At 62.3% G+C, this 14,822-nt stretch carries 13 protein-coding genes; 8 read left to right on the forward strand and 5 right to left on the reverse strand.

What is annotated here, in order from left to right; genetic code table 11:
* Positions 1–64: 64 nt before the first annotated feature.
* Both NMD1_RS12255 and NMD1_RS12260 read left to right on the forward strand, forming a co-directional pair.
* Positions 65–1,825, forward strand: coding sequence for an ABC transporter ATP-binding protein (locus NMD1_RS12255; protein ID WP_158453952.1), 1,761 nt, complete (start codon positions 65–67; stop codon positions 1,823–1,825).
* Positions 1,822–2,553, forward strand: a complete 732-nt coding sequence (locus tag NMD1_RS12260) for a methyltransferase domain-containing protein (protein WP_199558117.1) — start codon at positions 1,822–1,824, stop codon at positions 2,551–2,553. The genes NMD1_RS12255 and NMD1_RS12260 overlap by 4 nt, the downstream gene beginning before the upstream one ends.
* 3 nt (positions 2,554–2,556) lie before the next feature.
* Here the strand turns inward: NMD1_RS12260 and NMD1_RS12265 are convergent, their stop codons facing one another.
* Together NMD1_RS12265 and NMD1_RS12270 are read right to left on the reverse strand one after the other, a co-directional pair.
* Positions 2,557–3,441 carry a glycosyltransferase gene (locus NMD1_RS12265; protein ID WP_158453953.1) on the reverse strand — a complete coding sequence of 295 codons (885 nt, stop codon included), beginning with the start codon at positions 3,439–3,441 and terminating at the stop codon, positions 2,557–2,559.
* Complete coding sequence (locus NMD1_RS12270; RefSeq protein WP_158453954.1) at positions 3,438–3,887, reverse strand: DapH/DapD/GlmU-related protein; 450 nt, start codon at positions 3,885–3,887, stop codon at positions 3,438–3,440. Before NMD1_RS12270 ends, NMD1_RS12265 begins: the two co-directional genes overlap by 4 nt.
* 86 nt (positions 3,888–3,973) lie before the next feature.
* Here NMD1_RS12270 and NMD1_RS12275 point away from each other — a divergent pair, with 86 nt between their 5' ends.
* From NMD1_RS12275 to NMD1_RS12300, 6 genes are all read left to right on the forward strand, one after another.
* Positions 3,974–4,342 (forward strand): acyltransferase, encoded by a 369-nt coding sequence (locus NMD1_RS12275; RefSeq protein WP_125954963.1) that lies wholly within the window; start codon positions 3,974–3,976, stop codon positions 4,340–4,342.
* 43 nt (positions 4,343–4,385) lie between these two features.
* Positions 4,386–5,555, forward strand: a complete 1,170-nt coding sequence (locus tag NMD1_RS12280; RefSeq protein WP_125954964.1) for an acyltransferase — start codon at positions 4,386–4,388, stop codon at positions 5,553–5,555.
* A 174-nt stretch (positions 5,556–5,729) separates the two neighbouring features.
* The gene (locus tag NMD1_RS12285; protein WP_125954965.1) at positions 5,730–5,996 is read left to right on the forward strand and encodes a hypothetical protein; all 267 of its coding nucleotides are present in this window, start codon (positions 5,730–5,732) and stop codon (positions 5,994–5,996) included.
* 2 nt (positions 5,997–5,998) lie between these two features.
* Positions 5,999–8,881: a hypothetical protein gene (locus NMD1_RS12290; RefSeq protein ID WP_125954966.1), complete on the forward strand. Its 2,883-nt coding sequence runs from the start codon at positions 5,999–6,001 to the stop codon at positions 8,879–8,881.
* A 134-nt stretch (positions 8,882–9,015) separates the two neighbouring features.
* The gene (locus tag NMD1_RS12295; RefSeq protein ID WP_158453955.1) at positions 9,016–10,275 is read left to right on the forward strand and encodes a Wzz/FepE/Etk N-terminal domain-containing protein; all 1,260 of its coding nucleotides are present in this window, start codon (positions 9,016–9,018) and stop codon (positions 10,273–10,275) included.
* Between the two features lie 159 nt (positions 10,276–10,434).
* On the forward strand, positions 10,435–11,952 hold the full coding sequence (locus NMD1_RS12300; protein WP_125954968.1) for an O-antigen ligase: 1,518 nt from the start codon (positions 10,435–10,437) through the stop codon (positions 11,950–11,952).
* 96 nt (positions 11,953–12,048) lie between these two features.
* Here the strand turns inward: NMD1_RS12300 and NMD1_RS12305 are convergent, their stop codons facing one another.
* Genes NMD1_RS12305 through NMD1_RS12315 form a run of 3 tightly spaced genes read right to left on the reverse strand, consistent with a single transcriptional unit; the run spans position 12,049 to position 14,804 of the window.
* A complete protein-coding gene (locus tag NMD1_RS12305) occupies positions 12,049–12,747 on the reverse strand; it encodes a CpsD/CapB family tyrosine-protein kinase (RefSeq protein ID WP_125954969.1) in 699 nt (232 codons plus the stop codon).
* Positions 12,748–12,780: 33 nt separating this feature from the next.
* The gene (locus NMD1_RS12310) at positions 12,781–13,590 is read right to left on the reverse strand and encodes a polysaccharide biosynthesis/export family protein (RefSeq protein WP_125954970.1); all 810 of its coding nucleotides are present in this window, start codon (positions 13,588–13,590) and stop codon (positions 12,781–12,783) included.
* Between the two features lie 29 nt (positions 13,591–13,619).
* Entirely contained in the window at positions 13,620–14,804 is a 1,185-nt protein-coding gene (locus NMD1_RS12315) for a hypothetical protein (protein WP_125954971.1), read from the reverse strand.
* Between the last annotated feature and the right edge of the window lie 18 nt (positions 14,805–14,822).

Genomic DNA, 14,822 nt, shown 5'->3' on the forward strand with positions numbered 1-14,822 from the left:
GATCGACATCGACGCAGTAGCTCAGGCGATTTTCAGGATCGGGGGCAGGGGAAAAGACAGGCCTTTGGCCGAAATAGAGCGCAAGTACGTTCTTGCGCTGCCTTTTGTCGTGCTGGTGATGCTTGTCTCAACGGCGTTCGAGGGCGCGAGCATCGGCCTCATTATCCCGTTGCTGACGGTGATGATGCATGGCCGCGGCGACGCCGAAGGCGAGTTCGGCGGCGTGCTCGATTGGATCGTCGAGCGAGCGAACGCCGCCTATCCCGGCCATGCGATCGAAGCGATCGGCATCGCGATGCTCGGACTGCTCATGGTGAAGGCGGTTGTCGTCACCCTGGGCTGGCTGGTGATTTCCCGGATAGACGGGTTCGCACAGGCAGACGTTCGCAATGCCATAGCGCGCAAACTGCTCAACGCGCCGTATAAGTTCTTTATCGTTCAAGAATATCCCAAGCTGGTCAATATTATCGGCAACGATTCCTGGCGGACGGGCCAGGCAATCCAGGCGATCTACGCGATCGCAGGCGCTTTGGCGGCCACGATCGTGCTGGGCGCGCTGGCGATCTACACCAGCTGGCGGCTTTTCCTGATCGTTCTGGTCGGTGCGGTTATCGCCCGGCTGATGCAGCAATCGCTGGCCGGTCGGCTGGAGCGATTGAGCGAGAAGGTCAGCCAGGCGAACGAGCGCCTCGGCGAACAGATGCTGGCGACGATCGATTTCGCGCGGATGCTGCGTTTGTTCGGCCAGCAGGACCGAATGTACGATCGTTTCCACGATGCATCGGAGAATGTGCGCAAGACCCTGTTCGAAAACGAAAAGCTCGGATCGGTCTTCGGGCCGGTCATGGAGATCGTGCAGGCGACCTTGTTCATCGTCGTCCTGGTCGTTGCGCAGCGGATAGGGATGACCTTGCCAGAGATCATCGCGTTCCTCGCCTTGCAATACCGCCTGCAGCCGCAGATCCTGGGTGTTACCGAAGGCGTACTGGATCTTGCGGCGCTATCGGGATCGATCCGCAATACGGAATGGTTGCTGGGCCAGCCCGACGATGTGGTGCCGGGCACGCAACACCAACCGCTGGCAAAGATCGATCAGGCGCTGCACTTCAAGTCATTGAGCTATTGCTATCCGGACGATGACAAGCCGGCGATCATAGCGGCCGATTTCGTGATCCGTCCGGGCCGCGCGACGGCCTTGATCGGACGGTCCGGCGCCGGAAAATCGACGCTGATAAACCTCCTGACACGGTTGATCGAGCCTGACGCGGGCGAGATCGTGCACGGTGATACGCCCATTCGCGCTTATCATCCCAACGACTGGCGGTCACGGATCGCGCTGGCGGGGCAGGACATCGACCTGATCGAAGGCACCGTCGCCGAAAACATCGCCTTCGGCGCTGGTGGCGTGACGCGCGCCGATATCGAGGAGGCCGCGCGGCTTGCCGACGCGCATGATTTCATCATGGCCATGGGTGGCTACGACGCCCGGATCAACGCGTTCGGATCGAACCTTTCCGGCGGGCAACGCCAGCGCGTGGGCCTCGCGCGGGCGCTGGCGCGCCGCCCTGACCTTTTGATCCTGGACGAGGCCACCAACGCGGTGGACGGCCTTTCCGAGCATACGATCATTACCTTGCTGACCGAACATCGCCGGTTCGGCATGGCCGTGGTGATCAGCCATCGTCGCAGCACGCTGAACGCTTGCGCGGATGGCATCGTGATAGATGCGGGGAGGATCACCGAGGCAGGGCCGTTGCGCGGCCTGGATTTCTATCAGCGGATGGAAATGTCGCCGGACCTCGGCGGTGAACTGGGGGCCGCGTGACGGACGCGCCGCAACCTGGGCCATTGCGCCGGTCGGCGATGTGGCGCGCGATCGACAAGTTGCGCCGTCGGACGGGCCTGCCCATATTCTGGGGGGAAGCGGGCGCGACCGTGCCGATCAGCGATCGGTTCGGGTTCGATCGCGGCACGCCGATCGATCGATTCTACATCGAAGATTTTCTGACCCGCAACGCGGACGCGGTGCAAGGCCGGACGCTGGAAATCGGCGACGACAGCTACACCGCACGGCTTGGCGGCGCGCGGACAAGCCATCGTGATGTCCTGCACATCGATGCCGGAAATCCCGCGGCCACCATTGTCGGCGATCTTTCCGATCCCGCAGTCCTTCCCGAGGCGGCGTTCGATTGCGCGGTCATCACGCAGACGCTGCATCTGATCTGGGACATGGGCGCTGGCGTCAGGGCGCTGCATCGGGCGTTGCGGCCGGGCGGCACGCTGCTGCTGACAGTGCCCGGCATCACGTCGATCGATCGGTACGACTGGGGTGCCGGATGGTACTGGTCGCTGACGGGGCAATCGGCGACGAGGCTGTTTGGCGAGGTGTTCGGCGATGGCAACGTTACCGTGGAAGTGCACGGTAACGTGTTTGCGGCCTGCGCCTTTCTCCAGGGGGCCGCGCTGGAAGAGGTCCCGATCGCCAAGTTGCGGGTGCGGGACCCGTGCTATCCGGTGATCGTTGCGGTTCGCGCCACCCGCGCCGCCGCCTGATCCCTAGCGTCGCAGGGAACGCAGCGCGGCCGCGACCAGCCGCAGCGGAAAAAGCGCGTCGTTCCGCCATCCCGTCCACGCAATCCCGAGAGCGCGACGCGGGGTGGAGCGCATGACGCCGATCAGGCGTTGCGACCGCCAGCGCCGGGCGAAGGCAATGCCGCTGAGGGCTGCGCGCGATCCTTCCGCATCGAGGCCAAGTTCCCGCTGGCGCGCCATGACCAGCTCCGTCATCGCGGCCATGCGGCGCACGTCAAGCGACATGCCCGCGCCGTGCCGGCGATATTCGGCGCCGATCGCAGGATAGGCCGCGATGGGGTGCCGGCGGGCCAGCCGCAGATAGACGTCCCAGTCCTCGCAGGCGGTCAAATGCGTGTCGAAGCCGCCGATCGCGCGCAGTCGTTCCGTATCGTAAAGCACGGTGCCGTGCATGCCGATGAAGTTGTTCCGCAGCAGCGCGCGGAACGCGTCCGCGGGTACGTGCGGCGCATGATCTCCTATGGGCTGGCCGTCTTCGGTGATCTCGCGATACCCGCCATAGACGAAAGCGGCATCGGGGCAGTCTTCGAAACGGCCGACCGCGTTTCTCAAAGCATCGGGCGTCAACCGGTCATCGGCATCGAGGAACAGCACCAAGCGCGTGCGGGCCAGCGCAAGTCCGGTATTGCGGGCGGCTGACAGGCCGGCGTTGGCCTGGTGGTGATAGCGCACACCGGCCCATGCGCCGGCCACTTCAGCGGTGTTGTCGACCGATCCGTCATCAACGACGATGACCGCTTCGGGCCTCAGCGACTGGGAAAGCGCCGACTGGATCGCTTCGGCCAGGAAATGAGCCTGATTGTAGCAGGCGATCGCGATGGTAACGTCGGGATGCGCCGGCGCGGTCACAGCATTTCGTCCGGCCAGTTCTCCGTGCCTTTCAGCAGCCCGCGCCGGCCGACCTCGACATCGTGCCGGATCACGCGCGCGGGATTGCCGGCCGCGATGCAGCGTGGCGGTATGTCATCGAACACGACAGATCCCGAGCCGATGATCGTGCCATCGCCGATCCGCACGCCCGGCATCACGGTTGATCCGCCGCCGATGAAGCACCGGTCGCCGATATGTATCGGCCGCGTCACGCCGGCCTGGTCGCGCGCGATCAGCAGCGTCTTGAACGCGATCAGCGTATCGCGGCCGACGACAATGCTGTTGCGGCCGCCCGATATCACCCGGCCCGACAGGGATATGGACGATGTGGAGTGCATGGAAACGCCGTGGCGGACGGCCAGCCACCAGCGCCGGGCGCCAAGCAGCGCCATCCGGACCTTGTAGAGCTGATTGATCGATTTCAACGCCATAGATTCAGGCCTGTAACCCGGATTGCATTGGCTGGGGAGAGCCCTTATCACCGGCGCGGGCCCAGGCAGGGGGGAAGCGGGTGTTCAAGCGCAGCTGGCAGCGTTTCGTCCAGACACGGGTGTGGGGCATGGATATCCATCCATCGGCGCGCATCGCGCCGACCGCGCTCATCGATCGTACATGGCCCAAGGGCGTGCATATCGAAGCCGACGTCGTGATAGACGAGGAAGCGGTGCTGCTGACCCATGACGTGACGCGCGGGCTTTTCACCGATACCCGCATCTGCGAGGGCGCCGTTCTCGGCCCTCGCGCCATCGTCTTGCCGGGCATTACGGTGGGGAAGGGCAGCACCGTCATGGCGGGCGCGCTGGTCAACCGCGACGTGCCCGATGGCGTGACGGTCATCGGCAACCCGGCGCGGGTGGTGGAAGACGGGGCTGGCGAATGAATTGGAAACGGCTGGCGCGGGTTGATCGGCGGATGATGCCACAATGCTGATTGCCGTTGTTCTGGCGCTGGTCGTCGCGTTCGCCTTGGGCGAAGTTCTGGCGATATGCGGTTTTCCGCTTCCGACCGGTCGTGGGCGTATAGGGTGCCTGGACGGTCTGCGCGGCTACCTCGCCCTGGTCGTCATGATCCATCACTTCGATATTTGGATCAACCGGATCAACTCAGGCGGCGGTTGGGCGAAAAATTCGAGCCTGTTGCTGCATAATCTCGGCCCCATCGGTGTGGCGCTCTTTTTTATGACAACGGGTGCGGTTTTTTACCCGCGTATTCGAGATGGATTTTCGTCCATAGACTGGAAATCTCTTTATTTATCGCGGCTTTTTCGTATCTTGCCATTGCAGGTTGTGACCATATCGGCAGCAATTATTATTGCATGGCATTTTATGGGCAAAGACGCGCCAATTTCATGGCGTGTGGAAGCTAAAAACATCGCGATGTGGTTGACAGGTTACGCCGAGCCGCCGCTCTTAAATTACGAAGATGCTGGGTTTATTAACGCCAAGGTGCTTTGGTCTCTTTGGTTTGAGTGGGTTTTTTACATTCTTATAATACCGATCATGGCAATATTTAGAGATATGACGAAAAATTTTGTTCCATCTTGGGTTTTGCCAGTCGCTCTGTTTTTGATCGGTATTCTATTGAGAGTATATGTAAATCATCCCGCCATAATTTTTTATCTTCCCCTTTTCGCATTTGGAATGCTTGCGATAGAGGTAAGAAGTTTTTCAGGTGTTGTAAGGCTTTTGAGTGGTCATATATCTTCAGCGATATTATTATCTCTTGTAATTATATCGGCAATTTATTTTTATGAGCCGCATAATTTGCCGCAATTGTTAATATATGGCGTTCTGTTTATCGCCATTTGTTCTGGAAACAGTTTTGGTGGTATTTTTTCCTGGCGAGGGTCTATTGTCCTCGGCGAAATATCGTTCGGCATATATCTCATTCACGGGATAGTTTTGTATTCCATTTTTACATTTTTCCGTCCCGATATTTCTGGCGACTTCTCAATTCCTATCGTATTGATGACCGCAAGCGCTGTTACAGTGGTGCTGAGTGCGATTGCGCACCTGCTCATTGAACGCCCTGGAATAGCGGCCGGCAAGCGTTTTGCGCGAAAATGGCGCGAACGCCGGACCCTGCTCGCATAAGGTAGCAAAGTTTTTTCTTTCCTACATTGTTGCGATCGACGTAAGAACAAATAGTGAACATTTGTCCTGCGTGCATAGCCACCAATCGTATCTGAAAAGCCGAAGGCCGCGCAGCGTTGCGGCGCAATCGGCTTTGCAAGCAGCGAACGTTTACGCCGCAAACTGGAGACTTTCATGGCAGATCCGTTCCAGGCCAATGCTGACGCCGTTTTTGCGCCATCCCGCGCGCCCTTTTCCATTTCGCCCAGCGACGCCTCGCCGCTTGCGATCGTGCCGAAGCGCATCTTCGTGGGCACGGGCGGCAACGTTACGCTGCGCGGCGTCGATGGGCAGGCGGATGTGGTCTATCGAAATGTGGCGGACGGCGTTTATCTGAATGTCCGCCCGCTGTTCATACGCGCAACCGGCACCACCGCCTCCAACATCGTTGGCGAGGCCTGATCATGTTCGTGGATCTGCTGGGTGGCAATCGACCCGCCTTCGGCAACGCGCCGCGCCGCGCCCCTTCGAATATTGCCTTTACCGCCGCAGTCACAGGCGGCGCGCGTTTTGGCATCGAGAACAGCCATCAGGGCTTTTCCGGTACCAACGCCGCCACGCAGGCCAATGGCGCGCCGGTGCTGGGCAGCGTTTACGCGCGGGCGATCAATGCGCCGATCCCGAACATGCCGGCGGCGGGCACCGATTTCGCCTATGCGTTCTTCGTGCGGACGGCGGCGGCGGGAACGTCCGGCGTCCGCTCGGAAACCTTGCTGGGCGTTGCCGGGCAGACCGGTTCGGGCGGGTCTGGCGGGGCGTTGTCGATGAAGTCCTGCGCGATCCTTGCCGGGTCGAATTCCTCCGGGCAGGCGCTCGATGCGACGAACGCCGGGCGGATCAGCCCGCGCCGGCAGGGCACGTCGTGGCAGTGGTGGCCGCAGACCACGGTGGGCGCGGACCTGGCCGGCATCCAGCTGGCGTCCGATACCGAATACCTGTGCGTGCTGGGCATCAAGGCCAGCGCCGGTTTGGATTACCCGTTCATCACCTTTGTCGACATGGCGACGGGCACGGCCCAATCCGCCACGGGGGCGACCGCTATCACCGGCACTCGCCCTTCCGCCCCGCTGTTCAACCTGCTGGGCGCGCTGGGCGCGGCATCGACCGGCGCCGATCGCGCTGGCTGGGGCGGGGACTTCGGCGAGTTCGTTGCCATGCACGGCGGCACCGCGCCCAGCGTGGCGCAGGCGCAGGCGGTGGTTACCGGCGGATCGTTGACCGGCCTTGCCGCCGCGTGCGGCGCTACGGTGGCCTGGCGCAACCTGCTGGACTACGCCGCGCAATCGGGCGGCACGCTGGCATCGGCCACCGGCAGCGACGCCACCGTGCTTTCCGGCGCGATTGGCCTGCGAGCGGTGCGCGGGTTCAGGACGGCCGGCGTGCGGCTCGACCGGCTCGGGCCGTGGTGGGTGTTCCCGATGGCGGTCGGCGCGGCATCGGGCAAGGTGTGGTTCGAAGGATCGACCGCGCCGGGCGCCACGGTCGCCTGCTTCCTGCGGTATCTGGACGGATCGACCAGCGCCCAGGTGCGCGCCACGGCGGATGGAAGCGGGCGCTTCGTGGCGTCGATCGACAGCGCCGTGGCCCGTCCGTTCTACCGCAGCGCGGGCAATGTGGCCGACGTGACCGACTGCCATCACGAGATGGATGCGATGGACGTGGGCGTGGTGATCCCGACCTGCGGCCAATCCGAACTCAACATCCTCTATTCGGCAACCTGGACCAGCTCGTCCGACCTGACGCCCGTGGCCGGCGCCAATTCCGGCCTTTCGGCAACGCAGGGGCCGGAAGGTGCCGGCGCGCGCTGGGCCAGCGTGATGGACCTTGCCGGCCGGGCCAGCAACGCGAACGCGCCCCGCCGCGCGATCGGCGCGAAGGCGCGGCCCGACCGGATGATCGGGCGCGGCGTGTGGGCCGATGGCGTGCACGAGATCGCCGCGCGCATCATCGCGGATCGCGGCGTCAGCGTGATGTTCGTGAACCTGGCGCGATCGGGCACGACGGTGGACCAGCATGTGTTCGATCGCGTGCCGTTTTCGCAGGCGCTGGCGCTCGCCGGCAGCGGCACCGGTCCCTATACCGCCACGATCCAGCTTGCCGATGCCACGGTGCGATCGAAGTTCGCCGCCGCGCTGGGCGCGACCGATGCCAACGCGCTCTATGTGTCGGGCAACTTCATCCACCAGGTGCGGCCCGGCACGTTCAGCCTGGACCTGGGCGGTGGCGTGGTCATCACCGACACCAAAGTCAGTGACAGCGCCGGTACGCTTTCCGGCCCCGGCGGGATCACCGGCACGATCACCTATGTGGCCGGCACGGCGAACGGCAAGGCATCGATCAGCCTCACGTTCCCGTCCACGCCGGCCAGCACCTCCGGCACGATGATCTGGCAGCCGAAATCGGACACGCTCGATTCGAGCGCGGCGAACAAGACGGCGAACATCAACGGCTATGGCGTGATCGAGGCCGACGACGACGTGGCCACGCTGGGCCTGCGCTTTGGCTGGACGCTGGGCCTGTTGTGGTGGACCACCGCCAACATGAGCGATGCGGGCGGCGGGGCGAGTGCGCGCGCATCGATCGCGGCGAAGTATGAGATGATGCGGCTCCTGCTGATCGGCTATCAGCGCGCCGGGCTGGACAGCGGCGTCGCCAATGCGCCGATGATGGTCTGCGCCAAGGGCCGCGATACCAACAACACCGCCGCGCTGGTGGACAACGCGCGCCAGTTTGCCGAGGATATGTGGGCTTCGACGCGCGCGTGGGTGCGGCGCGGCGGGCACTACTACGATGTCGTGCTGGATGCGGCATCGAGCCCGCACGAGACGTTCGGCGATGCATCGGGCAAGCGCATCGGCCGGCGCATGGGGGCCTACCTTTCCGGCTTGCTGGCGGGCACGCTGGTGCCCGAAGCCAAGTTCCGCACGGGCGCGGCCGACCGCAGCGGAGATGGCACGGTGCTGACGGTGCCGCTGGCCACGATCGGTTCGGGTCTTTCGCTGGCGGTGGCAAGCGGCGGCAACGCCAATGCGCTCGACCAGTGGTATGTCGGCGGCACGCTGATTGCCAACGACGCGACGACGATCGCGCGCATCCGGGGCGACGGGCAGGCGGTGGAACTGGTCAAGCTTTCCGGCACCTGGGTGACCGGCGCCGAATCCAACGTGCTCTACGTGACCGGCGCGCCCGGCAGCGGCACCACGCCGCCCGGCAGCCTGCTCTACGACAATCGCGGCGGCTTTGGTGGCAATGAGCCGGGGATGCTGGTGGCGCCGAAGCTGGGGTGAGGTAAGTGTCCCAACTTGTGATTTCGCAGCTGCGTTGTTGCGCTTGCTAGCGCCAGATTGCTCAATTAGGGTGCACAGTGAAGCTGCGGCGGCGTGCATCCGGTTGCGGCAAAGTCTATCGATGGATCGGGATCATGAGCCTCCAGCAGTTTCTTCGCATCCTTTGGGTCTGGCGATGGACAATCGTTATAGCGACAGCCGCCTGCCTCCTTGCGGGCAGCATGGTCGCGTTGCTGCGGCCCAAGACCTACACTGCCGAATCCCGTGTGATGCTTGATGTGCTCAAGCCCGATCCCATCACGGGCGACGTTATCTCCAGCAGTTTTGCGCGCGCCTATGTTCCCACGCAGACGGAATTGATCCGCGACTATCGGGTGACGGGGCGCGTGGTCGATAGTCTCGGCTGGACCAAGTCACCCGCGCTGCGCGAGGATTACGAGGCGAGCGACAAGCGAGGCGTCGATTTCCGCCGCTGGCTGGCGGAGCAGGTTTCCGATGGGATCAAGGCTTACAACATCGAAGGCACGAACGTGCTGGTGATCGGCTATTCCGCGGGCGATCCGGAGACGGCGGCCAAGATGGCCGATGTTGTGCGTAATGCCTATTCCGAGGAATCTCTCGCTTCCCGCCGTGCGGAAGCGGCCGAGGATGCGCAGTGGTTCGAACGCCAGCTCGGCGAGGTGCGCAACAAGCTTGCCGGGGCCGAACAGCTGAAGACTGCGTTCGAACGCGCCAACAACATCGTCCTTCTCGATAAGGACGTGGACGCGGACGCTGCGCGGCTGCAGGCCCTTTCGGGGCAGGCGCCGCCGCCCGCATCGGTTGTGAGCGGTGGCGGGGGTGGAAATCCTGCGGCAGGTCAGCTCGCCGCGATCGACGCAAAGATCGCTGCCGCATCAGCCTCGCTTGGGCCGAACCATCCGGTTCTTCAGGAGCTGAGGCAGCAACGCGCGACGGTTGCCGCCACGGCGCGGGCGGGCGGCGGCGGTTCGGCACCGGTCGTCATCGGCGGCGGCGGCGGCGATGTCGCGGCTGCGCGGGCAAAGGTGCTGGCGCAGCGCGACAAGGTGGAAGAAGCCAAGCGGTTGCAGGCCGATGTCAGTGTGCTGCGCGATCAATATGCCAAGATGGCAGCGCGCGCGGCCGATCGCAGGCAACAGGCGGCATCCAAGGAATCGGGGATCACCCTGCTGGATAGCGCTGTGCCTCCGCGTGCCTCGGATCCGCCGGCCTCGATCGTGATCATTCTCGGATCGCTTGGTCTTGGGCTCGGGTTGGGGGTGTTGATCAGCCTGGTGATCGAGCTGCTTTATCGCCGCGTCCGGGGGCCAGAAGACCTCAAGTCGCTGAAGGTTCCACTGCTGGGTGCTGTCGCGGCGCCTTCCTATACCTGACGGTCTCGCTGGGCGAGGCCGCCGGCAGGGGCTGTCTGGCATCGAAGGGCGTTCAAAGACGTGAAGCCACGACTATTTTCCTGGAGAGTGGGCAGAAATCGTCCGATCGGGCTCTATACGGCTGAGCCTTGGCTCGCCAGATGGGCGGCGGCAGGGTATGTGCTGCTGGCGCTGTTTTTTGCCGCATATGGGCACTTTTATGCCCAGGCTCTGGTCGACGGCCAAAGCGTTGTTCCATTTCTTGTGCCGTTCGGTGTCGGGGCCGCGCTTGTTCTCTGGACGATGCCGGAAATCGAAAACCCGCCGGTGAATGTGCTGAACCGGCTATACGTTTACTTCATTTTTGCGCTTCTGGCATGGCCGGACTACCTTGCTTTGACGTTACCCGGCATGCCCTGGATTACGGCGGTCCGACTGGTTGGCGTGCCATTGATCGTCACGTTGCTGATATGCAGCTTCGGGTCGACCGCGTTTCGAAGGCGATTGAAAGAGATCCTCGCGGCGGAAAATGTCCTCGTCCGACTGCTTATTGGCTTCATGGTCATAGCGACTTTAACGGTCGTCTTTTCCCATGCGATTGGCCCATCGATGAACCGCCTTTTCGTGGCCTACATGGCCTGGTTTGGCGTCTTCTTTGCGTCTTGCTGGCACTTTCAAGAACCGGGCCGCGCCGAAAAATTCGCGAAGTATCTGTTCTATATTCTTTTGATATGTCTTGTTCCGGCCCTGTTTGAAGCAAAGTATAGCGTGCTGCCTTGGGTGGGGCATATTCCAAGCTTCCTTGACGTCGAGGACCCTAACGCGCAGCGCATCATGCAGGGGTCGTTCCGTGCGGCGACGGGCATCTATCGCGTACAGAGCAAGTTTTCGTCCAGCATCGGACTTGGCGAGTTTATCGCGATGTCGATGCCATTCGCGCTCCACCTGCTTTGGGTATCGCGCAGCAAGCTGCTGCGAGCTACGATAATTCTGGTGCAGCCGGTTCTTTTCTACATCGTGATAAGAACCGATTCGCGACTGGCATTCATCGGATACTTTTCCAGTATCATTATCTATTTGTTCGTTTTTGCCGTCATGCGGTGGCGGCAGCTGAAGACGAGCATTCTGGCGCCAGCAATTGTTCTGTCCTATCCGATTGCTCTCAGCGTGCTGTTGGTGCTGTCGCTGACGTGGCGCCGGCTCTATGTGAAGATATGGGGCGGTGGCGCGCAGCAGTTCAGCAGCCAATCGCGTGCAGACCAGATGAAAGAGGGCCTTCCCAAAGTCTTTCATGCACCATGGGGCCATGGCATCGGTGAAGGCGCGACGACGCTAAACTACATCGCGCCAGGTTCCGATTTTCCGACCATCGATTCTTACTATCTGTCGGTAGCGCTCGAATTCGGCGTACTGGGTTTTGCGGTTTTTTACGGCATGTTCCTGTGGGCGGCGTTCAAGGCATCGCGAACCGCGATCGAGACCCGCAACACGGACCTTTTGTTTTTGCTTCCTGCCGCGATCGCCTTGCTGAACTTCCTCATATCGAAGTCGATCTACAGCCAGACTGAAAACCAGCCGCTGGCGTTCATGCTGCTGGGACTGATTGTGGCGCTGATCTATCGCCATAAGCTGGAACGTACGGGCGCTGGCGCTTTCGACGCGTCGGGGCAGAAGCGGTTGCAACTACCGTCTTTCTAAAGCGTATCTGTCAAAGCGGCCGCGCTCGGGAACTGTCTAGGAAGCGGTCCCCGAGCGAGGCCGCTCTTCTGCTCGGTAACGATCGCCGTCGCTGCTTCAATCGCCTTTATAGACCGACCCGATCACGCGAACGCCGTCCGACGTAAGATCGTCGATCAGCGTTTTCAGGTCTGACACCAGGGTCGAGTCTTTCCGCGCGACGACAAGCGCGTAGCGCATGAGGGCCGCGATGCGGCGTGCGTCCGCGTAAAACTTGGTAGCGGGTGCGGTGGCGATCGTCAGATCGAAATCGCGCAGGCAGAGATCGATCAAAGTTCCAAAACGCTGTCCGAACAAAAGCTCTTGCGCGTTGCCGGGGGGATTGCCCGCATACATGACGGAAAGGTTTGGCATAACGTCGAACTGCATGGCCGATGCGACGCTGACGTCGCGGCTGGCCAGAACGTCCGCCAGCCCGGCAACGGGCGCGGAAGGCTGGATGAAATCGCCCAGGGTTCCGCCGCGAAGATCACAGTCAATCAGCAGCGTGCGAACGCCGGTCTGTGCTAGCGATGCGGCAAGGTTGACAGCGAGCCATGCCGCGCCGTCTTCGCGTTCCGTCGCACAAATGGTCAGGCCGCGACGGCCTTCGTGAATATGCTTGGCGACCAGATGGTTGCGAAGCGCGCTGATCGATTCGGCATCGGCCCTGTCAGGCGCGCTCGCAACGACAACCTGTTCGCTCAACGTATAGCTGACCGGCGGAACGACGGCGGGCAGGGATATGGCAGGCACAGCCAGATTCGTGGTGGTCATGACCGTCGACTTCTTCTTGGTTGTGGCACGCGATCAGAAGAAGCGCTCGCCGATGGTAATGGTGTCGTTGGGCTGAATCTTCTCATCGAGACTGGCCTTGAATTCCCGGTCCCCGCGATGAAGCTTGATCTTCTTCTCGGTTCCGAGCGCGGTCAGGCCACCGCCGCGGGCAAGCGCCTGACGGACCGTCATCCCGGGTTCGATGGCATAGGTGCCGGGCGACGACACCTGGCCGTAAATGTAGAAGTTCTGGGCCGGCGCGACGAAGATCTTGTCGCCTGGCTGAACCAGCGGATCGGCATCGCCGCCCGACGTCGCCGCCACGCGCAAGGAATAGCTCTTGGTTTCGCCGCCTGCGGTGGTGAGCGAGATGGTGTCGTTCGATGCATTCTTCACGCCGCCAGCGCGCGCGACGACTTCTGAAAGGTGATAGGGCCGATCAAGCGCGACAAGGCCGGGTGTGCTGATTTCGCCAAGGATGGTGGCATAACGGCTGATAGCCGTGACCAGCGTGACACTAACTTCGGGGCGGACGAAGAAGCCGCCGGAAATCAGCCGCGTGCGAAGGTCTTCGCGGAGCTGAATCGGGGTGCGACCAGCTGCCGGCGTGCGGCCGAGCAAGGGCAGGACAACAGTGCCGTCCGGATCGACCGTGACGCGGGCCTTGTAGTCGGGGCTGTCGATCACCGCCACGTCGATCGTGTCGCCGGCGCCAAGGACATAGCCCACGACGGAATCGGGGGAGGTCATCGCCGCGCCCGCCTGTGCCGCGACGGGCGCGGCGATCAGGCAGGTGCACGACAGGGCGATGAGAACCAGGAATTTCCGCAAGAGCACGATCATTTCTAGTACCTCACCTGATTTCAAATCGCTCAGAACGCGCTGCGAAGCGCCAGATATGTGCGGAACGCGTTATACTCGTACAAGGTGCTGTTCGCGCTGCGCGTGCTGTACCCCATGCCAAGGCTTAGCGCGAAACGGACACCGAGCTTGTAACTCGCTTCCCCGCTCACATCATGCGTATCGTTGTTGAGCAGAGGATTAATGACAAGCGGGGAACTGATGTAATTCCGGCTATGCGTGTATTCATATCGACCGTTCAGGCTGATACGCGGCGTGACCGCCACCTGCGTGTCGAAGGTAACGCCGGTGCCGAGCGTGTAATCGACGTTATAGGCAAGGTTGGGCCGCGTCGCCCGGAAAGCGGACAGCTGGAAACTGACGCGCTCGCTCGGCGCGATCCGCAGCGAGGCTTCGCCGGTCAATCCCTTGAAGCCGTTGTTGGTGATCGTATCGACCGCCGTGTAGTTGAGGCGAACGGTCGCCTTGAAGAAGCGGGTCACATCGCGCGTGTAATAGGCGCCGATGCTGCGCGTCGGGAAAGATTTCAACCCCAACGTAGCGCCTGCGCCGCCGCGTTCGGGATAGCGGGTATCCTCGATGCTGCCGATGATGCCGATCTCACCGATCGACGGCTGTATGTAGCTTATGCCCGCGCCGTAGGTATAGGTGTTGTAATCGGAGACCGCGCGGATCGGGTTCGAGTTCCGGCCCTGGGTGTAATAGAATTGCCCGAAGGGCTGCAGGCCGACCACGCCGCCGCAACTGGCGGATGCGCCGATGCTGTAGGTGGTTTCAAAGTTCCGGATGCCGGCGCCAAGCGCCTGGAGATTGGCGATATTCGTGCGGCTGCGACCGACATCGCCATCCACGCCGGCGGTGCAGCGGGCAAGGCTGGTGGACACGCCGCCGGCCAGCGAGATCTGTTCGCCGTCAAGGCGCGTGTTGCGCACATGGCTGAGATAGGACGCGGACCCGTTGAGATAGGCATCGCTTCGGCCAAACGGCAGCGAGATGTCCACCGCGGCCACCGGTGCGAAATAGAAATCCTCCGGCGTCAGGCCGCTCGCCGAGGCGACCGACTTGTTCGCGCGTGCAACATTTGTGTCGTACGTGGCGACGACGCCAAGGTTGACGTCAAGCCGGCGTTCGCGGGTCACTTTGCGAGGAATGCGCGCGCCCTGCGATTGGCTAGTCTGGCCGATAGATTCGCTCACCCCCGCACTTTGCGCGAA

This window comes from Novosphingobium sp. MD-1, assembly GCF_001014975.1.
Lineage (GTDB): Bacteria > Pseudomonadota > Alphaproteobacteria > Sphingomonadales > Sphingomonadaceae > Novosphingobium.